Origin of the sequence: Bacillus sp. FSL R10-2201 (genome assembly GCF_038008665.1) — a bacterium.
GTDB classification, from domain to species: Bacteria; Bacillota; Bacilli; order Bacillales; family Bacillaceae_G; genus Bacillus_A; species Bacillus_A mycoides.
In genome coordinates, this window is record NZ_JBBOZP010000001.1 from 5175190 (window position 1) to 5199121 (window position 23932).

Below are 23932 nucleotides of genomic sequence, written 5' to 3' on the forward strand. Positions count from 1 at the left end.
AAATCCTTGCGTTCTATATGCAAGGATTTTTTATATTATAGTATGCCGTAAGCCTCAATCGAAACTCATTTAAACTAGGATATACCGCTAAATTAGCAAGCATACCTCTAATGACTGGAATTCTTGGATTTTGCAATCTCATTTCTGCTTCTAAAACATCTAAAGTTACAAGTAACTCATCATTTTCTAATTGATCAGCTAATGTTCGTTTAAATACAATAATTTCACTTAGAAAATGTTCCTTCACCTGTTCCTTAATAAGCTCGGAACTACAAAGAAATTCTCCTAGTCTCTCTTCATGTAGGACAGGTTCCTCCGAAGATTCTAGAAGCCCCTCTACTAAATTGTCTATCCTTTTTAAAATAAAAGCTGAGACATAGGACAAATCAATTTCTGGTGCATTTAAAATAATTAATTCTAAATACCCACGGCATATCCCTTCCACCATAATTACTAGATCTAACAAGTATGGAATAACCTTTTCACCATAAATGAACAGTAAGCTATTCCGATAAAATGCATGAGACTCTAATTTCATCCTCATCATAAACTCTTCTACTTCTTTATTAAACGGAATTGCATTTTCTCTTGCATGCATAATAATAAATTCTTTATGTTTTTGCACATCAGTAAACTGACAATATAATTGTTTTTCAAATTTTTCACGTGGTAATAAAGATTCTTTTTCAATATCCAGCATTTTCTTCTGAATCTTGTCATAATAATATCGAAGTGTGGCCAATAATAACTCGTCTTTTGATTTGAAATATAAATAAAAAGCTCCTTTTGATATACCACATGCGGTTACGATTTCTTGTACTGACGTTGCATTTACACCCTTAGTTGCAAATAACCTCATAGCCATCTCTATAATTAAGCGCTCTTTTTCTTTCATATTCTCTCTCCTAAATTTAATCTCGCATCTTATGTAAATTCAAACTTGATTTTATTCCACATTAACTGAAAATAAAACTCCCCATCTAAAATTTAATGGAGTAAATGGTTTATATAGAAGCCTTTCCATCTATAAAATCCGGTTAGTAAAAGCCAATGATCAGAAAAAGAATAGGAAACCGACTACTTACAGTTTGATTTTATTATACCATCTCTTTTCATTGACGACTGACCAATCGGTCAGTTATATTATGTATTAGACTGACCGATTGGTCAATATAATAAAAAGGGAGCGCAAACATGAACAAAATCATCAATTTCACGTTAAAAAATAAGTTCGCAGTTTGGCTACTAACCATTATTGTTACTATTGCGGGTATTTATTCTGGACTCAATATGAAGCTGGAAACAATTCCTGATATTACAACACCGATTGTAACAGTAACCACGGTTTATCCTGGTGCTACACCAGAAGAAGTAGCTGATAAAATTTCAAAACCAATGGAAGAGCAACTCCAAAATTTAAGCGGTGTAAACGTTGTTAGTTCATCATCTTATCAAAACGCATCTTCTATTCAGGTAGAATATGATTTTGATAAAAATATGGAAAAAGCCGAAACGGAAATTAAAGAATCGCTCGCAAACGTGAAACTGCCAGAAGGTGTGAAAGACCCGAAAGTCTCACGAGTAAACTTTAATGCCTTTCCTGTTATTTCATTAAGCGTAGCGAGTAAAAATGAATCTTTAGCTGCCTTAACAGAAAATGTAGAAAAAAATGTTGTTCCTGGATTAAAAGGACTTGATGGTGTCGCATCTGTTCAAATCGCAGGTCAACAAGTAGACGAAGTACAGCTTGTCTTCAAAAAAGATAAGATGAAAGAATTAGGTTTAAGTGAAGATACTGTAAAAAATATGGTTAAAGGTTCGGACGTATCGTTACCACTTGGCTTATATACATTTAAAGATACGGAAAAATCAGTTGTTGTCGATGGTAACATTACAACAATTAAAGCATTAAAAGAATTAAAAATTCCAGCTATCCCTTCATCACCGAATGGTCAAGGTAGCCAAAACGCTGGTGCTGGAACACAAGCACCACAGATGAATCCGGCCGCTATGAATGGCATACCAACGGTTACATTAGAAGAGATTGCTGATATTAAAGAAGTTGGAAAAGCGGAATCCATTTCTCGAACGAATGGAAAAGAAGCAATCGGTATTCAAATTGTGAAGGCTGCTGATGCGAATACAGTTGATGTTGTAAATGCAGTTAAAGATAAAGTAAAAGACCTTGAGAAAAAATATAAAGACTTAGAGATTATTTCAACATTCGATCAAGGTGCGCCTATTGAAAAATCAGTCGAAACAATGCTTAGCAAAGCTATTTTCGGTGCTATCTTTGCGATTGTTATTATTATGTTGTTCCTGCGAAACATTCGAACAACACTAATCTCTGTCGTTTCTATACCACTTTCTTTATTAATTGCAGTTTTAGTAATAAAACAAATGGATATTACCCTTAACATTATGACACTTGGAGCAATGACAGTTGCTATTGGACGCGTTGTTGATGACTCAATTGTTGTTATTGAAAATATTTACCGACGTATGTCTTTATCAGAAGAGAAATTACGTGGGAAAGATTTAATTCGTGAAGCTACGAAAGAAATGTTTATCCCGATTATGTCTTCTACAATTGTAACAATCGCTGTATTCTTACCTCTTGGGCTTGTAAAGGGTATGATTGGTGAAATGTTCTTACCATTTGCTTTAACAATTGTTTTTGCCCTACTTGCTTCCTTACTTGTGGCAGTTACAATTGTGCCGATGCTAGCACATTCCTTATTTAAGAAGGAAAGCATGAGAGAAAAAGAAGTACATCATGAGGAAAAACCAAGCAAATTAGCAAACGGCTATAAACGTATACTTGAATGGGCGTTAAACCATAAAATTATTACATCAAGTATCACAGTCCTCCTATTAGTAGGCAGCCTTGCACTTGTACCAATCATCGGTGTCAGTTTCTTACCATCTGAAGAAGAAAAAATGATTATCGCAACGTACAAACCTGAGCCAGGTCAAACGTTAGACGACGTTGAAAAAATTGCAACGAAAGCTGAAAAGCATTTCCAAGATAAAAAAGACGTCAAAACGATTCAATTCTCATTAGGCGGCGAAAACCCAATGAGCCCTGGTCAAACAAATCAAGCGATGTTCTTCGTTCAATATGATGACGATACGAAAAACTTTGAAAAAGAGAAAGAACAAGTCGTTAAAGATTTACAAAAGATGTCTGGAAAAGGTGAATGGAAAAACCAAGATTTCGGAGCAGGTGGCGGTAGTAACGAAATTAAGCTATACGTTTATGGAGATAGCTCTGAAGAAATTAAGCCTGTCGTGAAAGACATTCAAAATATCATGAAGAAAAATAAAGATTTAAAAGACATAGACTCTAGTGTTGCAAAAACATATGCAGAATATACTTTAGTCGCTGATCAAGAAAAGTTAAGTAAAATGGGGCTAACTGCTGCTCAAATTGGAATGGGACTTTCTAATCAACATGATCGCCCTGTTCTTACAACAATTAAAAAAGATAATAAAGATATAAATGTATATGTAGAAACTGAAAAACAAAACTATGAAACGATCGATGACTTAACAAATCGTAAAATTACAACACCACTTGGTAATGAAGTTGCTGTTAAAGATGTTATGACTGTAAAAGAAGGTGAAACTTCTAACACAGTAACACATCGTGATGGCCGTGTTTATGCGGAAGTTAGTGCAAAACTAACATCTGATGACGTTTCAAAAGCATCTGCCGCTGTTCAAAAAGAAGTAGATAAAATGGATCTTCCTTCTGGTATAGATGTTTCTATGGGTGGTGTTACACAAGATATTCAAGAATCATTCAAACAACTTGGCTTAGCGATGTTAGCTGCGATTGCCATTGTATACTTCGTTCTTGTTGTTACATTTGGCGGTGCCCTTGCACCATTCGCAATTTTATTCTCGCTACCATTCACAATCATTGGTGCACTCGTTGCCTTATTAATCTCTGGCGAAACGTTAAGCGTATCTGCGATGATTGGGGCTCTTATGCTAATTGGTATCGTTGTAACGAACGCAATCGTGCTCATTGACCGTGTTATTCATAAAGAAAATGACGGCCTATCAACACGTGAAGCATTATTAGAAGCTGGTACAACACGCCTGCGTCCTATCTTAATGACTGCAATTGCAACAATCGGGGCTCTTATCCCGCTTGCATTAGGATTTGAAGGTAGCGGCTTAATTTCTAAAGGACTTGGCGTAACAGTAATTGGTGGATTAACAAGTTCAACGTTATTAACACTTCTTATTGTTCCAATCGTTTATGAAGCATTAAGCAAATTTAAAAAGAAAAAAGTAAAATAAAAAAATAACCTCGCTGACTGCGAGGTTATTTTTTATTCCCAAACAAGATTAGGAAATCACCATATCCTTCTTTTTCTAAATCTTCTTTTTGAATAAAGCGTAGCGCTGCCGAATTAATACAATAACGAAGGCCGTTTTGTCCTGGGCCGTCTGGAAATACATGCCCAAGATGTGAATCTCCTTCTTTACTTCTCACTTCCGTACGCGTCATATTATGGCTAACATCCATTTTTTCTTTCACACTAGCTGACATAACTGGTTTCGTAAAACTCGGCCATCCACAGCCGCTATCGAACTTATCGAAAGAAGTAAATAATGGTTCCCCCGAAACAATATCTACATAAAGCCCTTCTTCTTTATGATTCCAATACTCATTTTGAAAAGGCGGTTCTGTCCCATTTTCCTGTGTTACATAAAACTGCATCTCGTTTAATCTTTCTTTTAAATGAGCATTATTCTTTGGCCAATGTTGTTTAATAAAAGCATCTCGACCTGAGCCTTTACGATATAACTCATAGCGAAATGTATTCTTCTTATAATATCCTTGGTGATATTCTTCAGCTGGATAAAACGTAGCAGCTGGCAATATTTTTGTCGCAATTGGCTTCGAAAAATTCCCACTTTTCTCGAGCTCTTCTTTTGAAGCCTCTGCCTTTTTATGTTGTTCTTCATTATGATAAAAAATCACCGTTTCATAAGACTGTCCACGGTCGTGGAATTGTCCCCCTATATCAGTCGGGTCAATTTGTCTCCAATATATATTTAACAACTCTTCATACGGCATTTTATTTGCATCAAATGTAATTTGTACTGCTTCATAATGCCCAGTTGTTTCCGAGCACACTTCTTTATACGTTGGATCCTCTTTATGGCCACCTGTATAGCCTGAAACAACCTGTATAATCCCTTCCATCTCTTCAAATGGCGAAACCATACACCAGAAACACCCTCCGGCAAACGTAGCTAACCCTATCTTTTCATTTACAGCCATTATTTCACCCCTATTCTATCTTCTCCTTACAGTATGGCATAAGGAACGTCATGTTATAAAAGAAAAAGCATCGAACATCGATGCTTTTTCTTTACTTCACTTTATTTTTTTCCAACGTCCTTCTCCATTTCATCACTTGTCACATCTAAGACATCTAATAAGAAAATGAAGATTGGAATACCGATAATAAGTCCCCACACACCTAAGAAATGCTCAGAGAAAATTAATATCATAAATGTGTAGAAGATTGGTAAGTTTGTTTTTTGAGACATAAACTTCGGATTTAATACATAACTCTCAAGTGCATGAATTACTGTTACGATAACTACAATATAAACGACATACATAATACCGCCAATATTGTAAGCAATCATACAGAGTGGGAATAACGAGATAATAACACCCGCCACTGGAATTAAACCAAGCAAGAAAATCATTAACGCTAAACCTAGTAATTGCGGGAATCCTAATATCCATAATGCAATAACAGATAAAACACAGTTAACAATTGCAATTAAAAATTGTGCTTCGATTACTTTTCCAAATGAACGTGCAAATTTCTTTCCGAAATACTCTATTTCGTTATAGAAAATTGCAAGTCGGCTTTCTTTAAATTTTGAAGTAAAAGCAACGATACGTGCTTTTTCAAGTAAGAAAAATAAGCTTAAAATTACAGAAAGTAAAACTTGAAGGCCAAATTTCCCAACATTCGTAATAGATTTATACAAAATGTCTACGCCTTGCCCCACATATTTAGAAAGCTCCATATGATTAACAGCATTAACTGCATACTTAATTAATTCACTATCAGGTGGATTTCTTAAAAATACATTAAATTGATAAATCAATTGTGAAATTTGTATTGTTAATACCGGTAAATATTTAAATAGCGTAATGGCAATTCCTGCCACTAACATTACATATAAAAGCGCTATAATAATTTTTCGATTAATTGGCATGAAATGATCTAATTTACGAGAAATAAACTTTTGGAATCGATCCATTAAATACGTCAACATAAACGTAATTAAAATTAAATTTAACATACTTTGCATCCCATACAATATGAGAGCAAGTAATACTAATACGATTAACCTCTGAAATCCTTTGCTTTGAAACAGGTTTTTTATTTGCATAATCGACGAGTACTCTCTCCTGTCCTATAAAGTAAAACGTTAACAAGTAGATCTCTCTCTATTCTCTACTTATAATTATCCTTTAATATTAAAGCCATTGCGAGCAATTTATATTCAACCCTAACCACCCGTTAATTGTGCTATATATTATGTTACTTCTTATTTTACAATACAATGACCTATTTCAGAACGCATTATACGTAGTATTAATGAAGATTTAAGGAAACTTTTATCCTTCAATAGGTCTTACCACTACTGTAACATAAAAAGCAAGCTATCAGTAGAAATCCGTCCTACAAATAACTTGCTTTTATATTTTTTTTAGTAAGTTTTATCATCCAATAAACGGCATGAACATTGGAATAACCACCACCGTTACGACACCAACCACTGTCACAGCGATACTGGCCATAGCTGCTTCTACTTCACCCATTTCGATACCTACTGCAACCCCTAACGCATGTCCTGCTGTTCCAAGCGCTAAACCTTTAGCAATCGGGTGTTTCACTCTAAATGTTTTTAAGAATAACGCACCTAATGCGTATACGATAACAGCATTAAAAATAACTGCAAATGATGTAATTGCTGGAATACCACCGATACTTTCAGAGATTGGTAATGCAATTGCTGTTGTTGCTGCCTGCGGTAACATTGAGTTCATTACAGCTGTATCTAGACCAATTGCTTTTGCGACAATGAACACAACAACCACTGAACAAATAGATCCAACCACAATAGCCGATAAAATTTGCCACCAATATTTTTTTAACTTATCAACTTGTTTATATAATGGAATTGCAAACGCGATTGTTGCTGGTTCTAAGAAGAAGCTAATCATTTTTCCGCCAGTATTATATTCTTCAAAAGTAAAGTTACCTACTTTTAGAAAGACAATCCCTAATACCATCGCTACGAATAATGGTGTGAATAAGAAGAATCCTTTTGAATGCTTAAATAATAATGTTCCGATTCCGTATGCGATTAATGAAACGACGATTCCGAAATATGGAGTCATTGTGCTTGCCATGTTCATTCCCTCCTAACAATATATACTAAATTGGTTACGCAACTTTTCCGTGCTTGCGTCCTTTATTTACTACTTTCAATTCTTTCGTATCTTCTATTTCTTTATCGTCTTTTCCTAAAATAAATTGTGCAAATAATCCTGTTACAGCGAGTAAAATAATTGTTGCGACAACAATTACAGTTAAAATTTGTATAAAATATTGTCCCATTACACCGAGAGAATTAATAACCGAAATACCTGATGGAACGAAAAGGAATCCGATAATACCTGTTAAAGCCGTTCCGAATGATTCAACTTGTTCCAATTTAATAACTTTTAAACATAATAGGCTAAATAAAATAACTAATCCGATCACCGATGAAGGCATCGGAATTGGTAAATGCGTTGCAATAATATTAGAAACTAACATAATAGCTGAAAATATGAATGCTTGTGATAAGAAACTATATACTTTTTTCGTACTCATTTTGGCCACCTCTTTCGATTTGGTACCTTTATTGTATAAGATAAAAATAAAACTGTAAGCGTTTACATAACAGAACGTCAAATATACAAAATTAGTTACAAAAATAGGCAGACGAAATACAAAAAGCTGCTTCTTAAATACGAAGCAGCTTTTTAAGTTCTTTTGCATATGTACGGCTAACCGGGACTTTGGATCCCTCTTTCATAATTAAGTTATAAGTCGAATTAAACCACGGCTGTATCTCAGAAATATGATTAATATTAGCAACGAAACTACGATGAACACGCATAAAAATTGTTTGTGGTAATTTCTTTTCCAAAATGACAAGCGTATCATGTGTTACATATGTTTCTTTCATTGTTTTTACAGTTACTTTCCCATCTACAAGCCCTACATAAATAATATCTTCAATGTTAACAAGTACAATTGATTCCTCAATTGGTAATGCTAATTTATGCATCTCGGCCGTTACATCTACACTCTTTACATCTTGCTTTGTTTCTAACTTTATTTGCTTTTGTTTTTTATATTTCTTTAATGTCTGTACGATACGTTCTTCATCAAATGGCTTTAAAATGTAGTCTAACGCATCTACTTCAAATGCTTGCAATGCATATTGATCATAGGCAGTAGCAAACACAATTGAAGGTGGATTTTTCATTTTCTTTAATATATTTGCGATTTCAAATCCATTATCATCAGATAACTGAATATCTAGAAAAACAATATCTGGTTTGTTTTTCATTAATTCTTCTAATGCATCCTCTACACAATCCGCCTCACCAATTATCTCTACTTCTTTTGTTTTCTCTAATAAATATTTCAATTCATCCCGTGCTAACATTTCATCATCAACTACTAATACTTTTAACACTCCGTTTTTCCTCCTCTACTTTTTTCGGAATCACAAAGAGGATCTTTGTCCCTTGCTCTAATTCACTTTCAATTTGAAGCATTGTCTCTTTCCCAAATAACCCGATAAGTCGTTCATTAATATTATATAAGGCTGTTCCCGTCCCTTTCTTTGATGGAACTACCATTTTTCCTAATTGCTCTAGACGTTCACTCTCAATCCCTTGTCCATTATCCTTTACTTCAAAGTGAACCATCCCTTCTTTTTCAAACACATGTACCTCGACTTGGCACACTGGCTGCTTTTTCGGAAAAGCATGGCGCAATGCATTTTCAACTAATAGCTGAAGCACAAATGGTGGAACTAAAGTCACCTTTAGTGCCTCTTCAATGTACATCTTCACTTCATACTTATTCGGAAACCTCGCTTGCTCTAACGATAAATATGCATGTACATGATTCAACTCTTGTTCTAATGGAATAAGTAATTGTCGTGCCCCTTGCAAATTACAACGAAAATAAACGCTAAGCTGCAATAATAATTTTCTCGCTTTCTCTACATCTGTTCGGCATAAAGCTGATACTGTATTAATTGCATTAAATAAAAAATGCGGATTGATTTGTGCTTGCAACGCTTTTATTTCGGCATCTTGCAATAACTTACTTTGTAACTCAGCTTCACCTAACTCAAGCTGTGTGGAGAATATTTTCGCTAGCCCTTCCGCTAACTCTTCTTCAACACGACTTAATTGATTAGGGTTTTTAAAATAAAGTTTTAATGTTCCTATCGTATTTCCATGTGAAGTTAATGGAATAACAACTGCCGCTTGTAATGGACACCCTTCATGTTGACAATTAATAATCTCACGTGATTTTGCCTTCATTATTTTCCCTGTTTTTAATACTTCTTTTGATAAACCTGTTATTAAACTGTGTGAAGGAATATGATGATCTGATGCTAATCCAACGTGAGCTAAGATTTCCTCTGTATCTGTTAAGGATACCGCATCTGTTCCCGTAAAGCGGTGAATAATTTGTGCCACATGTTTACAAGACTCTTCTGTTAACCCTTGGCGGAAATATGGTAACGTCTTATCAGCAATTCGTAATACTTTATGCGTTTGCAAAGCTTTTGCGTTTTCTTCTTGTCGTAAAATAGCTAGTATCATCGAAAGTAAAATGAAACTGCCAAAACTATTTACAAGAATCATCGGTAGCGCAATTGTTTTTACAACACTAAGTCCATCTTCTATAATTAATAGAATCATAAGCATTTCTAAAGTAACGATAAAAACACTTAAAATCGCAGAAAATTTAGGCGTAATTACACGATTATATTTTTTGAAAATGTATCCAATATACCCCGTTATAACACCTGCTAAAATTGATGAGATTGCACAACTGAGCGCTGTCGTCCCGCCAAGCATATAACGGTGAATACCCGCAATCGATCCCACTCCAATACCGACGATAGGACCACCAAGCAATCCACTAATTCCAACACCCATAATACGTGTATTCGCAATTGTACTAGATGACGAAACACCTTGTAGCCAATTTTCTTTCATAATTGTATTCCCGGCAATTTCAATTCCTGTGTAATTGCTGACAATTGTAAACACTGAAAAAATACAAATAAGCTTAAGCTTATCTACATACCCATCTTGTCTATGAAGAAGGCGCCTGAACGTTTTAATATGAGAAAGTAAAAATCCTAAAATAACAATAAGTCCGACACGTTCAATCATCATAAGTACTAAATTTAGCATCTGTGATTCATTCCTTTTTATATTAGTTAGTTTTATTATGGGAAAATAATGAAGTGGGCGTCAAGAAGAATGCAATATCTTTTGAAATATTTTACACATAACTATCCCCTCTTTATTTGACAATCTAACAGAAGAGTGCTAAAAATAAAGTAATATAATACAGTCCTTTAACCCAACCCCGTGAGGTTGAGAAGGAAGTCGGAATATACTATACGTATGGTCTTTTTTAGGGATACGTATGATTTTTTGGCCTTCTCATCATATCAGGTGAGAAGGCCTTTTGTTATTCTTCCATAGCGACTGTAGAAGAAAATAAGGAGGAGTAATGATGAACGTCACTACTGATGTACAATCAACAACAGAGGAAACGAAGGAGAAAAGATATAAAACATTGTTTGGTTCTGCGCTAGGATATGCAGCAGAAGGTTTAGATATGTTGCTCTTATCTTTCGTACTCGTCTACATTTTAAAAGAATTTCATTTAAGCCCTGTTGAAGGTGGAAACTTAACATTAGCTACCACAATAGGAATGCTAACCGGGTCTTATTTATTTGGATTTATTGCTGATTTATTTGGGCGTATCCGTACGATGGCCTTCACAATCTTACTATTCTCACTAGCAACAGCACTTATTTATTTTGCAACAGATTATTGGCAATTATTAATTCTTCGCTTTTTAGTTGGAATGGGGGTTGGTGGTGAATTCGGAATTGGAATGGCCATCGTAACTGAAACATGGTCTAAAGAAATGCGCGCTAAGGCGACATCCGTTGTTGCACTTGGATGGCAATTTGGCGTACTAGTCGCTTCACTCCTTCCGGCATTTATCGTCCCGCATTTTGGATGGAGAGCTGTTTTCTTATTTGGACTCATTCCCGCTCTATTAGCTGTTTACGTCCGCAAAAGTTTAAGTGAACCGAAAATATGGGAACAAAAACAACGATACAAAAAAGAATTGTTACAAAAAGAAGCTGAAGGTAATTTAACAACCACTGAAGCAGAACAACTAAAGCAAATAAAAAAGTTCCCACTTCGAAAGTTATTTGCCAATAAAAAAGTAACGATAACAACCATTGGTCTTATTATTATGTCATTTATCCAGAACTTCGGATATTATGGAATTTTCACTTGGATGCCAACTATTTTAGCAAATAAATATAATTACACGTTAGCAAAAGCGAGCGGTTGGATGTTCATCTCTACAATCGGCATGCTAATTGGAATTGCAACTTTTGGTATTCTAGCCGATAAAATTGGCCGCCGTAAAACTTTTACAATCTATTACGTCGGTGGTACTATATACTGTCTCATTTACTTCTTCTTATTCACAGACTCAACATCATTGTTATGGGGAAGTGCACTGCTTGGATTCTTTGCCAATGGCATGATGGGGGGATTCGGAGCAGTTTTAGCTGAAAACTATCCTGCTGAAGCTCGCTCGACAGCAGAGAACTTTATTTTCGGTACAGGACGTGGGTTAGCTGGATTTGGACCTGTTATTATCGGCTTACTTGCTGCAGGTGGTAATTTAATGGGAGCATTATCTCTCATCTTCATTATCTATCCAATCGGTTTAGTTACAATGCTATTATGTGTCCCAGAGACGAAAGATAAAGTATTAGAATAGATTGAAACTGTACGAAATGTTTATCCAAATACTGTCCCCTCAGGAAAAGTATTTGGATAAATAGCAAAGAGGAAGCATCTCAAATGAAATGCTTCCTCTTCTTATATAAATACAATTATTTATTTTGATTTACTAGCTTTTTGGAACAAGAAGCTAGTTTTATCTTCTTCTTTTACAATACCTTGTTTTAACGCTAATTCCCCTGCAACTTTAGGCGCTAGCCATAGCATTGGGAATAACAGAATAGATACCGGAACAGCCGTCACTACAATGAAGGATTGTAAGGCGTTAATACTTCCCTCACCCATATATAAAAGAATCGCCGCAACTGCGCCCATAATAAGCGACCAAAAAACTCGCAAACTAATTCTAGGATCTCCATCTCCAGTCACTGCCATTGAAATCGAATAAGCCATTGAATCTCCTGTTGTCACTACAAATAAAATTGTTAATAAAAGAAATGCAGGTCCAATAATATTAGATAGTGGCAGTTGCTCTGTAATTGCAATCATAGCCGCTGGCATACCAGATTCACTTAATGCGGTCGAGATAGAACCAGGATTCATTAACTCATAAAACACACCTGATCCCCCTAGTATAGTAAACCAAAACGTTGTAATAATAGGTGCAATAATTCCAATTGCAACGATGATTTCTCGGATTGTTCTTCCTCTTGAAATTCGGCTCACTAAAATTGCCATCATCGGTCCATATCCAATAAACCATCCCCAGAAAAAGATTGTCCACGATCCTAACCAAGCTGTATCACCACGATATGTGCTCATTGGAATAAATTCATTTATATAAAATCCAAACGAAGAAACAAATGAATCGATAATAAATCCACCTGGTCCAAATAGTAATACAAATACCATTAATAGAACTGCTAACCTAACATTTAAATTACTTATAATTTGAATCCCTTTATCAATTCCTGTTACCGCAGATATAGTAGAAACAGCTACTACACAAACAATAATGGCTAATTGAGTAGTAAACACATCAGGAATGTTAAACAATGCTTGTAACCCATAACTTGCTTGTAGTCCTAAAAATCCGATTGGACCAATCGTCCCTGCAGCTACCGCAATAATGGCAAATACATCGATTATTGTTCCAAGCCAACTCTTTCGCAATTTCTCTCCAAAAATAGGATATAAAAGCGTTCGAGGTTTTAAAGGCATATCTTTATGATAATGCCCGTACATCATAACTACCGCACTAATTGTACCTAAAATCGTCCAAGCCAGGAAACCCCAGTGCATATAACTTTGTGCTAAAGCCGGCATTACCGCTTCTTTCGTTCCAGCAGTTATACCTTCATGTATTGGTGGCACCGTCATCAAATGGTACATCGGCTCTGCGGCTGCCCAAAAAACGCCACCTCCAGCAAGTAATGTAGACATAATAATAGCGAGCCATTTTGTCGTACTAATCTCAGGTTTTTCTAGCCCCCCAAGTTTAACTCTCCCATATTTTGAAAACGCCATACACATTGCAACAACAAATGTACCAATTAATAAAACCTGCCAAAAGGCACCAAAATATTTAATTGAAGCTGCAAAACTGCTATTAATGGCTCCCTCTACGTAACTTTTATTTAAAATAACTGCAATTACAAATAATAAAAGTGAGCCACCACTAATAAGAAATACAGGCCAATCCGTTTTTCGACTCTTCATCCTCATTTACACTTCCTCCTTCCTCAGCAATCTAAAAAAACAACTTTATTATGTTTTCTTGTTTACACCCAAAACACAATGATTATATAAGTATAATAATTCATCAATTTCCTACACACTTATGTTGTCCCTAAAAATATGCTAAATCCCTTATTTAAAAGAAAATCTCTATTCCTATTACATAAAAAAGCAAAACAAAAGACCTTATATTTCTATAAGGTCTTCGAAACAGAAATTTGATTATAACATAAGGAACTCCTTGGTTCAAAAAGTCCTTTCCAAAAATAACCGATAGTAAAGGCTTCCATTTGCTACGTAACAGTAATTAAAAAAATTATATTTTGCAGAAAAAAAACTATACTAGCTATTATTTATGAAAGAAATTCGGCTTCAAAATTTCATTTGGATACGGTTTATGATAAATATGAGTGGTAGCTGGCGACAACGGTGGAATGAGCCACACCCAATTACCTGTTACAACCCGTCCACATGCCGCTTCCTGCTTCTCAAATTGTTGAAATTGTTGTGCAGCTGTATGGTGATCCACAATACTAACTCCTTGTTTTTTAAAAGAATGTAAAACAGCCACGTTTAATTCAATTAGCGCCTTGTCTTTCCATAACGTACCGTTTCTCGATGTATCGAGCTTCATCATCTCCGCAACAGCCGGAAGTAAATTATAGCGATCATGATCCGCTAAGTTACGAGCCCCAATTTCCGTTCCCATATACCATCCATTGAACGGGGCTGCCGTATAAGAAATACCGCCAATTTCTAAGCACATATCTGAAATCATTGGAACCCCATACCATTTTGCTCCAAGTGACGAAATCGGGTATTCTGGGTGCTCAATTGGCACTTCTTTTACTTCTTCTCTCGGAATTTCTTTATATATAGGTGCCTTCCCGTTTATAGAAAACACAAGTGGCAATACATCGAAATTCGTACCTTCTCCTTGCCAGCCAAGTTCCTGACAAAAATCTGTAAACGCAGTGGAATGAGAGTCACCAATCACTCCCATTTCTGTTTTATATCCTGCATATCGAATCAATTGGTGATTATAAATTCGTATATTATTTTCTTCACCTTGATATTGCTTAAAAATTGTAATTGTCGGTTTAACTTTCCCATCGTTCGTTGCATATTTAATATGATGAATTAATGCATTGTATACACCTTCCTCATCATTTACTTCACGTGCATCTAATATGTGCATCTTACTCCAAAATAGTCTTCCGATACATCGATTACTATTGCGCCATGCCATTCGTGATCCATGAACAAGTTCTTCAAATGTATGCTCATACGTCCCCGTCTTCTCTATCTCAACTTGAATTTCTTTTATTCTCTCTTCTATGAATTGTTCTTTATTAAGCTCTTTATAGCAAACCGTAATAAAATGACTCGCTTCCTCTATTAATTGTTTCGTTTTACTCATAAACGATCTCCTTCTATTTCAACAAAACGTTACTACTTTACAGTATAAGCAAAAAGAATAAGAGTCACAAATGAAAGTCGAAGTGTTACTTTTATTGTAATATTTTTCAGAAAATTAAAGAGATTACTATTGACTTGTATAAAAAATAGGTGTATTTTTGACTCAGGTAAATTATTTTTACCTAGACCAACTTTTTTTAATAAGAAAGGAGGGAATGTTATGTCTTCATTTCAATTGCCAAAGCTTTCATATGACTATGATGAACTAGAGCCATATATCGATAGCAACACGCTTTCTATTCATCATGGAAAGCACCATGCGACATACGTAAATAACTTGAATGCCGCTTTAGAAAACTATACGGAATTACATAATAAATCTTTAGAAGAGTTACTATGTAATTTAGAAACTTTACCAAAAGAAATTGTTACAGCTGTCAGAAATAACGGTGGTGGACATTATTGTCATAGTCTTTTTTGGGAATTAATGAGCCCGCGAGGTGGCGATGAGCCTAATGGAGACGTTGCAAAAGTAATTGATTATTATTTCAATACCTTTGACAACTTAAAAGATCAACTTTCCAAAGCAGCTATTAGTCGTTTTGGAAGTGGCTATGGATGGCTTGTTCTGGACGGTGAGGAACTTTCCGTTATGAGTACACCCAATCAAGATACACCTTTGCAAGAAGGTAAAATTCCATTACTCGTCATCGATGTATGGGAACACGCCTATTATTTAAAGTATCAAAATCGGCGTCCAGAATTTGTTACCAACTGGTGGCATACGGTGAACTGGGACCGGGTAAATGAAAAGTATTTACAAGCAATTCAATCACAAACACATTAGTCGTGCGTATAAGGTAAATTTGGTAATGTAAAATTAGTATTATCGGAATCCTCCAGAATCCCCCGGATTGCCACCGGGGGATTTATGATTATTTCATTGTATTTATGTAATAACGTAAAACTTTTTCCGTCTCTAATTTCAACTCTCGGAACAGGAACCCTAATTCACGAGCCTTTCCATTATGTAACGTACAATTAATCACTCCATTATAAGGAGCAATATTATCTCCTACTTCTTGAATGAGCGCTTTTATCCCGGTATTCTCTTCTATGAAACGAATAACTTCTCTGGTAGAAACCACCCCGTTACTACAAGCATTAATTGGCCCTTCTATGTTTTCCATCCCGCACCAAGCTAAAAACTGTCCTGCTTCCTTTTCATGTATAAATGACAACTCTCCATCTACATGATCCACAACGATAGACTCTTGTTTCACAACATGTTCAACGTAAAATTGTAATCTTTTCGTATAATCGTTTTCTCCAATAACAACGGGAAATCTTACCGCAACGACTGGGAATGTTGCATGTTGAAATAAAACTGCTTCAGCTAATCGCTTGCCTTCACTATAATTGAAATCATTCCTACCTCCATACGTAATTGTATACTCGTACGGATTGAAGTTTTCTTCTAATAGGCCTAACGCAGGCTCATAGACAGCCATTGAAGATGTCATAATGTATTTCTTCGTTTTTCCTTTTAGCACTTCACATATTATCTTCGCTGCATTCGAGCTATAGCATAAATTATCGTATACGATATCATAACTTTTACCTTCAAAATGCTCTTCTAGTAGCCTCTCATCTTCTCTATCTACAATCAGTCTTTTTACTGCACTTCCAAAGGAATCTTCAGTAACTCCCCTCGTCGCAATCGTTACATCATGTCCAGCTTGCAACAGTACTTCTACTAAATGTTTACCAAAAAATCTTGTTCCCCCTAGCACCAATACTTTTTTCACCTTCATCATCCCCGTTTTTACAAATTGTAAAATACTACCTCTATTATTATAAACGCTAAAATAAAAAAACATGGAATCAGTTTAACGATTCCATGTTTTTTCTACACACGATACATTAACGTACTCGATATTTAAAAATACAATAGCAGCAATATAAAATAGAAATTACTGATACATAAACCCATAGTTCATATATGAATCCCTCGCCCCATACTCCCATAAAATAAAAGAGTGAAGGCAACGTCAATGTTACCCATGATTGTACAAAGGCAATTCTGCCAAGATATTGATTGATATTCTTTTTTTGTGCATTTAATACAAAGAATAAATACCAAAGTAATGCCCACATAAACCATGTTAACGCATTAACAACATCGTGGAATTGAACAAATGAAACAATCATATAAAATAAAGCAATAATTGCTACCCAAATACAGAACCAGCCTAGTCCACTACTATCCATTCCTTTAATAAAAGTAACGCCTACATATAAATAAGTTAAACCAAATAAAAAAGTAGCCGCATATGAATATACCGTCCAATTACTTTGATCAGAAATCATAATCAAATAGAACGGAATGATAATTTGTAATGCCCCCACAAATAAATTAAAGACACCTGCACTTTTCATCTCTACTTTGCCTAATATGACAAGACTATTTAAAAATAAAGCTGCACCTGAAAGTAATAATCCTACGTAACCCATATATATTCGTGTGAAAATCTTTCCCTTTCACACTTTTAACCTCCCCACAATATAAAGTGATGCTTTATCCCGCATTAACGAGCAGTAAAACTCCCACCTCAAAATTCAGCTAGAGCAAAGAAGCTAAGTGGGAGATCAACTGCCCGTAAAGCCCGATTGGTGAAGGCTAATAATCAGTGGGGATGAACAACCCCCACCCACTGATTAAAGTTTCACTTTATTATTTTTCTTCCTATTTAAAACTACATACATAATTTTTAACCTAAATAAGTTAGACTTCCTACCTTAAAAAATAACAAATTTAAAACGCTTTCAATAATAAATAACCCTATCAAAACATGAAATAGGATTCCTTGATTATAAACGTACTCTAACAATGATACAAGTGTTGGAATACTTTTCAATACTACGTTTTGAATTTCTATAAAAAATTAGTAGAATGATAAATTTTCCCTATCTCATTCTATTAATTATTTGCATAGAATATCGTACACTCATATTAATTTAGAAAGGTTTGATATTTATGCCTCTTCATTATCCAAATCATTTTGTTTTTCACTCCACAGGTGTATTAACAAGAGAGCCTGCAACTGTTTCAGCAGTAGTAAACATTGTAAATTTAGATGCATATTACACACACCATGTAACTATAGAGGTTTGGGATTGGTCTAACTATTCTAATCCTGTAAAATTACCTGTACTAATTGGTGAAAATACGGAAGTAGCATTCCCATATATTTTACAAGGCAACCACTTAGCAGTTTTTTATGCTGATTTAGATGACTCTATTGATTTGTATGAAATTCGTATTTCTTATCCTGGCCACTCCAATATTGTTGCAAATTGTTTTGGGCGAAGTATCCCGCCATATACAAGCCAAGAAGGTAATACAGTATACCATAAACAACTCGTTCGAATTCATTTAATCTCCCCTATTATGTGAAAGGGGCTGGTCAGTAATACATTTATCTTTATAAGATAATCGTATTACTGACCTAAAGCGTGATAGTCAATCTTGATAGTATCTCATTTTGAACACTTGCTATTTATCATAAATATCATTCGGATTTATTGTAGGAACAAATCCATTTGTAGAACTATATTTTTTAGATACATTATCTGGGGTCACGGTAAACGTTACAATTTTATTGCTTTGTTGTTTAAAATAACGCATCCACTTTTGACTCCATTCATCTTTCGCAATAACTTGTTTATTGAAGTCTTCCCACAATACACCATGTATAAAATTCAAGGATGTATTTTTGATTGTGTCAAATCCCCAATTCTGTATAAGAAGCAGGTTGGAATCAACACTTTTAATTTCTTTTAATAAATTTACATATGCTTCTCGAAATTTCCCTTGTGTAGACGGCTGATCATAAAAATAGTCATCAATATCACCAGCTGTATCTAAAAACACCCCATCTATTCCTTTTCCAATAACTTGCTGTTTCACCTTATTCACAACAATCCCACGGTAGTGTTCATCAGCTAAATTCATAATATATGTATCCCACTGCTCAATCTTCATTTTCTTACCATCTCTATAATAATAGTCTGATTCAACTACTTGCGATTTATGCCACGATTCTAATTCTAAAACACTAACATAGCCAAGAACTACCGTTCCTGATTTTTTTAATTGCTGAACCTGTTCTTTCGTAAATGCATATGGCTCTATAATAACCATGTCATACTTTGAAAGTCTCTCAATTACTTGCTCATTTGCTTCACCATAATAAATTTTATAACTTCGTACATTTTTTAAAACTGGTTCCACAACATTTGCTTGTGCGGATGTACTTGAGGAAAAAATAAAAGAAAATATAGCTAAAAAGCATACGGAACGTTTCCACTCCATAATAATATTACCCCCTATACAACTGTAATTTTCTATTGTTTTAAATGTTAATACAAATATAGTAATACCATAACATTCTACATTTTTTCAAACTCGATTTTTTATAAAAATCCCAATAAATTCAATACATTAACAGAAATTAGAATTTATTTCACTTGAATTTACTACATCTCTGTTGATAAAATGATTTGGGCTTTATATATTATATATCTTAAAATAATTCTTTTAAATTATGTATTTTATTTCAGTGTACTATTCCTCAAAATTAAATTTGCAAACGAAAGAAGGGGTTTTTTATGCACTATAGACAATCTAATATATTCCAAAAGATGATTGAACCTACGATTCTCTTTATTGCACTATTTTTTCTATCAATACTAACTGATTTTCTTACACCAACGTATGAATACTTCCTACTCTTATTTATTACATTAATTATTTCTAGCCGGTATGGCATATCTATTGCCCTTTTCGCCTTTCTGGAAGCAATGATTTATATTTTTATAAGCGGTATATATAAAGAAAGTGATGTATTACTGTACTTTTATTCATTAGATTACTGGATAAGTTGGATTTTCTTACTTGTTATTAGTTTATGCTGTGGACTGATGAGCACTGCACAAAAAGAACGTTATGAAGATGTACATATGATAAATAATGAGTTGAAAGCTGAAAATAAAGAATTAAAATATGTCGTGAAACAATTGGATGAAACACGTATTACACTACGTTCTCGTGTACTTGAGTCAAATAACCACTTATCTAAAATGTATCATATGTTTAAAGCTTTAAATCATACACATCCTGAAATTGTACTCGATGAAGGAATGAATGTATTAAAAATGTATTTTGGAGCAAAAAAAATTGGTATCTATCACGTTGATAACAATAAACAATCGCTTCGTATTAAATTAAGAGCTGAAACTGGTAAAAATACATTATCTCAATCTATTTTCGTTAAAAACGCTTCCTTAGTCATCAAAAATGCGCTAGCGCATAATCGACCTTTTTTCCGTACAGATGAGGATTTTCAAGACGCTCCACTTTTAGTTGGTCCCGTCCTATTCCAAGATGATGTACAATACGTCATTATATTAGACGAAATCGAATTTTCAAAAGTAACTTCTGAGCAATTCGAACTTTTCACATGGTATTTACGCTGGATGGGTGATCGTTTACAAAACGCTTCTAATCTTTGGCTATCCAGTCAAGAGGATCGCACATTCCCTAAAACAAGCATTTATTATGAAGATGAATTTGAACATTTACTAAAAATAGAAAAGAAACGTTACGAAACACTATCTTATCCATATTCCTATTTTGAGTTCAATGCTCCACAAGATTATTTAGGAATGATAAATTCTATTTTAAAAGACCATTTACGATATATCGATATATTCGGTTATAATACAACCGAGCAGAAAATCATGATTTTATTACCTGGCACTGAAGAACAGTTTTGTATACAAGTTCAAACTCGTATACAAAACGCTCTTTCTTCTAAAGGAGTGATAGTCTAATGATTTTACTCCTTCTTTATTTTATTTATGTTATTTTGGTTTTTCTTTTATTTCGATTTACGAAAAGTTTGATTACTAAAGATAAAAAAGGAATTATTGAATTTTGCTTGATTCTATCTCTTCTTTTCCCGCTTATCGGACTTATTGTATCAGCAATCATGTTATTACTTAATATAAGACGTTCCAAAACCGAGTGGTTACAGCAATACTCTGATTATGTTGCCTTTCACGTTGATAATTACGAAGATATTTTGGAATCAGCAAAACAAGATATGGACTTAATTTCATTTTCTTCTGGATTAGAACTAGATAAGCCTGAATTACATAAACAACTCATTGTACAGTTAAGCTCCTCCTCTATTGCTAATGAAGGAGGCTTATTGAAAGAAGCCATTCACCATAAAGATCCTGAAACTGTGCATTACGCAGCAACTACTATTAATTTACTAAATGAACGGTACGAAAAACAAATCGAATACTTAAATAAGCAATTTCTACAAAATCCACAAAATGAAATTGCAAAAGAATTGGTTTCTAACTATTTAAGATATATAAACAGTGGTCTTCTTTCTAATCAGCAAAAAGAAAAAATAATCGCTGAATTTATGAATTTTATTACACAAGGTGTAGAACTATTCCCTAACGAACCTCTTTACCCTTTCCATCTTGGAAATCTGTTTCTACACACAAAACAATATGCAAAGTCTGAAGAACAATTTTTAAATCTTATTCATTTCTATCCTGAATCATATTACGGTTACGTTGGTTTACTTGAAATATATTATGAGCAACAGTTATGGGACGAGCTCTATAACTTAATCAATAATCTAACAGATGCAAAAAGAGTTCATATACTACCGCGTAAATATCAATTATTTGTAAGGCAGTTTGGAGGCGCACACATTGAAAAAGGGGATTAATATATATATCGGGATTATTAGTATCATTTTATTTCTCTTAATTTTATCCATCCTTATATATCGAACAGGAAATTTTTATCAAAAGTTTTCTGTTCCTAAAACTAAAGAAACAGATACTGTTAAAACACTCAAAGCAAAAGATGTAGCTCAAAATGGACAAAAAATGCAATTATACGTTTTAAAAACGGATAATACCTTAGGGCAACAAGTCGAATTTAATACGAAGAAAGCAATGGATTACGCACACCTACACTATAAAGATATTACAGCTAATGAAATTAAGGGACTTACTCCCTCTCCCTATACAGGGATTATTATTACAGGTGAAATAATGGAGCAACTTCCACAAGCTGATATTCAAAATTTTGTACAAATGGGCGGAAGAATTATTATCGCAAACCGATTTGATTCAGATCCTTCCTGGAACACATTATTTGGTATTACCAAAAAAGAAGGTTTCAAAGATGCGAAAGGATTAACCTTTGAAGAAGTTTTATTCCCTGGTTATCCAGATCTCTCAAGTTCTTCTCCACTGTTTACTCATAGCTCACTGAATATTACGCTAGATGAGAATACAACTAATACTTGGATTACAGCAGAAGATACTCCCATCCTTTGGACCAATGACTACGGTGAAGGAAAAGTCTTATATTGGAATACAACAGCATTGAACGATAAATTAGGTAGAGGTATGTTCGTTCAATCACTGGGTACTATTTTCCCAAATTTCGCTACAGCACAACTTGGAGCGGAGATTATGTATATCGATGACTTCCCATCTCCGATTCCAAGTGGAGAACTAAAAAACTTAACGAAAGAAAAAATTTCTGTTGAAGAATTTTATAAAAAACATTGGTGGAAAAATATGAAGGATATCTCTGAAGATCTTGATATTAAATATACGGGTGTTGCCATTGGGACGTACCAAAATAAAGTAACGCCACCCTTTGAAGATTTCACAGGTAAAAATAGAAATACCTATTTATTATTTGGGAGAGAATTACTAAGTCACGGCGGGGAAATAGGCATTCATGGCTATAACCATCAACCTTTATTATTACCACCAGATCCAGTAGATAAAGCACTTGAATATGTTCCATGGAATTCAAAAGAGGATATGGAGAGCTCCTTAGATGCTCTGCAAAAACTCGTGTATAACTTCTTTCCAAACGAAAAATTAAAAACCTATGTACCACCATCCAATATTATAAATACAACTGGATTAAGTGCATTAAACGACGCGGTTCCAACTATGGAAACAGTTGCTTCTCTATATGTGGGAAGTAAAAGTAACGGTAGTTTAATTCAAGAATTTGGACCAGATGAACATAATAAAAACATTTATCACTTCCCGCGCATTACGAGCGGCTATGCTATCACAGATGAAGAGCAATTTATCTTAACTGATGTTACCGCAAATTTAGGGGTTATCTCACATTTCGTCCATCCAGATGATATCCTTGATGAAAAACGCTCAGGTAATTTAACATGGGAAGAATTATTTAAAGCTTATAAAAAGACAATTAAAGAAATACGAGAAAGATATCCTTATATAAAAAGTATGACCCAAAGTGAAGCAACTGCTTCTATGAAAATTTATCAAACTGGTGACCTAGATGTTTCTTATGAAGATGATGCTGTTCACATTGCATATAAAGGGTTACCAAACCATACTTCAACAATTATACGTGTAGAAGAAGGTAAGAAAATACAACCTGGCTCATTCTCTTACGGTACAGTTAAAAAGCTTGATTCCCAAATTTATAGCGTTACGTTAACGAAAGCCAGCGCTACGATTCCAATTAAAGGAGCATAACAG

19 protein-coding genes and 1 pseudogene are annotated in these 23932 nt (G+C 34.4%); 7 read left to right on the forward strand and 13 right to left on the reverse strand.

Annotation, left to right across the window (positions count from 1 at the left end):
- Positions 1-13: 13 nt before the first annotated feature.
- The gene (locus NSQ69_RS26820; protein ID WP_002167294.1) at positions 14-895 is read right to left on the reverse strand and encodes a TetR/AcrR family transcriptional regulator; all 882 of its coding nucleotides are present in this window, start codon (positions 893-895) and stop codon (positions 14-16) included.
- A gap of 299 nt (positions 896-1194) precedes the next feature.
- On the opposite strand from NSQ69_RS26820, the gene NSQ69_RS26825 reads away from it, so the two are divergent.
- On the forward strand, positions 1195-4311 hold the full coding sequence (locus NSQ69_RS26825; protein ID WP_050000795.1) for an efflux RND transporter permease subunit: 3117 nt from the start codon (positions 1195-1197) through the stop codon (positions 4309-4311).
- A gap of 25 nt (positions 4312-4336) precedes the next feature.
- Here NSQ69_RS26825 and msrB read toward each other — a convergent pair whose 3' ends face one another.
- From msrB to lytS, 7 genes and pseudogenes are all read right to left on the reverse strand, one after another.
- Positions 4337-4789, reverse strand: coding sequence for a peptide-methionine (R)-S-oxide reductase MsrB (msrB, locus tag NSQ69_RS27830; protein WP_370458379.1), 453 nt, complete (start codon positions 4787-4789; stop codon positions 4337-4339).
- A 45-nt stretch (positions 4790-4834) separates the two neighbouring features.
- A pseudogene (gene msrA, locus NSQ69_RS27835) lies at positions 4835-5302 on the reverse strand (peptide-methionine (S)-S-oxide reductase MsrA); the annotation flags it as partial.
- Between the two features lie 101 nt (positions 5303-5403).
- A complete protein-coding gene (locus NSQ69_RS26835) occupies positions 5404-6438 on the reverse strand; it encodes an AI-2E family transporter (protein ID WP_002016425.1) in 1035 nt (344 codons plus the stop codon).
- A 334-nt stretch (positions 6439-6772) separates the two neighbouring features.
- Positions 6773-7465: an antiholin-like protein LrgB gene (gene lrgB, locus NSQ69_RS26840; protein WP_000168872.1), complete on the reverse strand. Its 693-nt coding sequence runs from the start codon at positions 7463-7465 to the stop codon at positions 6773-6775.
- A gap of 34 nt (positions 7466-7499) precedes the next feature.
- Positions 7500-7931: an antiholin-like murein hydrolase modulator LrgA gene (gene lrgA, locus NSQ69_RS26845; protein ID WP_002138935.1), complete on the reverse strand. Its 432-nt coding sequence runs from the start codon at positions 7929-7931 to the stop codon at positions 7500-7502.
- A gap of 133 nt (positions 7932-8064) precedes the next feature.
- Entirely contained in the window at positions 8065-8805 is a 741-nt protein-coding gene (locus NSQ69_RS26850; RefSeq protein ID WP_002130151.1) for a LytR/AlgR family response regulator transcription factor, read from the reverse strand.
- The gene (lytS, locus tag NSQ69_RS26855) at positions 8783-10552 is read right to left on the reverse strand and encodes a two-component system sensor histidine kinase LytS (protein WP_002130152.1); all 1770 of its coding nucleotides are present in this window, start codon (positions 10550-10552) and stop codon (positions 8783-8785) included. The genes NSQ69_RS26850 and lytS overlap by 23 nt, the downstream gene beginning before the upstream one ends.
- A gap of 328 nt (positions 10553-10880) precedes the next feature.
- On the opposite strand from lytS, the gene NSQ69_RS26860 reads away from it, so the two are divergent.
- On the forward strand, positions 10881-12179 hold the full coding sequence (locus NSQ69_RS26860) for an MFS transporter (protein WP_002167291.1): 1299 nt from the start codon (positions 10881-10883) through the stop codon (positions 12177-12179).
- A 119-nt stretch (positions 12180-12298) separates the two neighbouring features.
- Here NSQ69_RS26860 and NSQ69_RS26865 read toward each other — a convergent pair whose 3' ends face one another.
- Entirely contained in the window at positions 12299-13867 is a 1569-nt protein-coding gene (locus NSQ69_RS26865) for a BCCT family transporter (RefSeq protein ID WP_033731133.1), read from the reverse strand.
- Positions 13868-14228: 361 nt separating this feature from the next.
- A complete protein-coding gene (locus NSQ69_RS26870) occupies positions 14229-15299 on the reverse strand; it encodes a nitric oxide synthase oxygenase (RefSeq protein ID WP_002089906.1) in 1071 nt (356 codons plus the stop codon).
- A gap of 219 nt (positions 15300-15518) precedes the next feature.
- Between NSQ69_RS26870 and sodA the strand changes: the two genes are divergently transcribed.
- Positions 15519-16145 carry a superoxide dismutase [Mn] gene (gene sodA / locus NSQ69_RS26875; protein ID WP_063226007.1) on the forward strand — a complete coding sequence of 209 codons (627 nt, stop codon included), beginning with the start codon at positions 15519-15521 and terminating at the stop codon, positions 16143-16145.
- 88 nt (positions 16146-16233) lie between these two features.
- Here sodA and NSQ69_RS26880 read toward each other — a convergent pair whose 3' ends face one another.
- Entirely contained in the window at positions 16234-17178 is a 945-nt protein-coding gene (locus NSQ69_RS26880) for an NAD-dependent epimerase/dehydratase family protein (protein ID WP_176126839.1), read from the reverse strand.
- A 43-nt stretch (positions 17179-17221) separates the two neighbouring features.
- A complete protein-coding gene (locus tag NSQ69_RS26885; RefSeq protein ID WP_002068662.1) occupies positions 17222-17812 on the reverse strand; it encodes an AmiS/UreI family transporter in 591 nt (196 codons plus the stop codon).
- A gap of 523 nt (positions 17813-18335) precedes the next feature.
- Between NSQ69_RS26885 and NSQ69_RS26890 the strand changes: the two genes are divergently transcribed.
- Positions 18336-18755 (forward strand): hypothetical protein, encoded by a 420-nt coding sequence (locus NSQ69_RS26890; RefSeq protein WP_002167290.1) that lies wholly within the window; start codon positions 18336-18338, stop codon positions 18753-18755.
- 99 nt (positions 18756-18854) lie between these two features.
- Here NSQ69_RS26890 and NSQ69_RS26895 read toward each other — a convergent pair whose 3' ends face one another.
- Positions 18855-19673 carry an endo alpha-1,4 polygalactosaminidase gene (locus tag NSQ69_RS26895; protein WP_002130160.1) on the reverse strand — a complete coding sequence of 273 codons (819 nt, stop codon included), beginning with the start codon at positions 19671-19673 and terminating at the stop codon, positions 18855-18857.
- Positions 19674-19969: 296 nt separating this feature from the next.
- Between NSQ69_RS26895 and NSQ69_RS26900 the strand changes: the two genes are divergently transcribed.
- The 3 genes from NSQ69_RS26900 to NSQ69_RS26910 are packed head-to-tail and all read left to right on the forward strand — an operon-like array spanning position 19970 to position 23929.
- Entirely contained in the window at positions 19970-21193 is a 1224-nt protein-coding gene (locus tag NSQ69_RS26900) for a GAF domain-containing protein (RefSeq protein WP_341099847.1), read from the forward strand.
- On the forward strand, positions 21193-22113 hold the full coding sequence (locus NSQ69_RS26905) for a tetratricopeptide repeat protein (protein WP_002035014.1): 921 nt from the start codon (positions 21193-21195) through the stop codon (positions 22111-22113). The genes NSQ69_RS26900 and NSQ69_RS26905 overlap by 1 nt, the downstream gene beginning before the upstream one ends.
- A complete protein-coding gene (locus tag NSQ69_RS26910) occupies positions 22097-23929 on the forward strand; it encodes a DUF2194 domain-containing protein (RefSeq protein ID WP_063226010.1) in 1833 nt (610 codons plus the stop codon). Before NSQ69_RS26905 ends, NSQ69_RS26910 begins: the two co-directional genes overlap by 17 nt.
- Positions 23930-23932 lie beyond the last annotated feature (3 nt).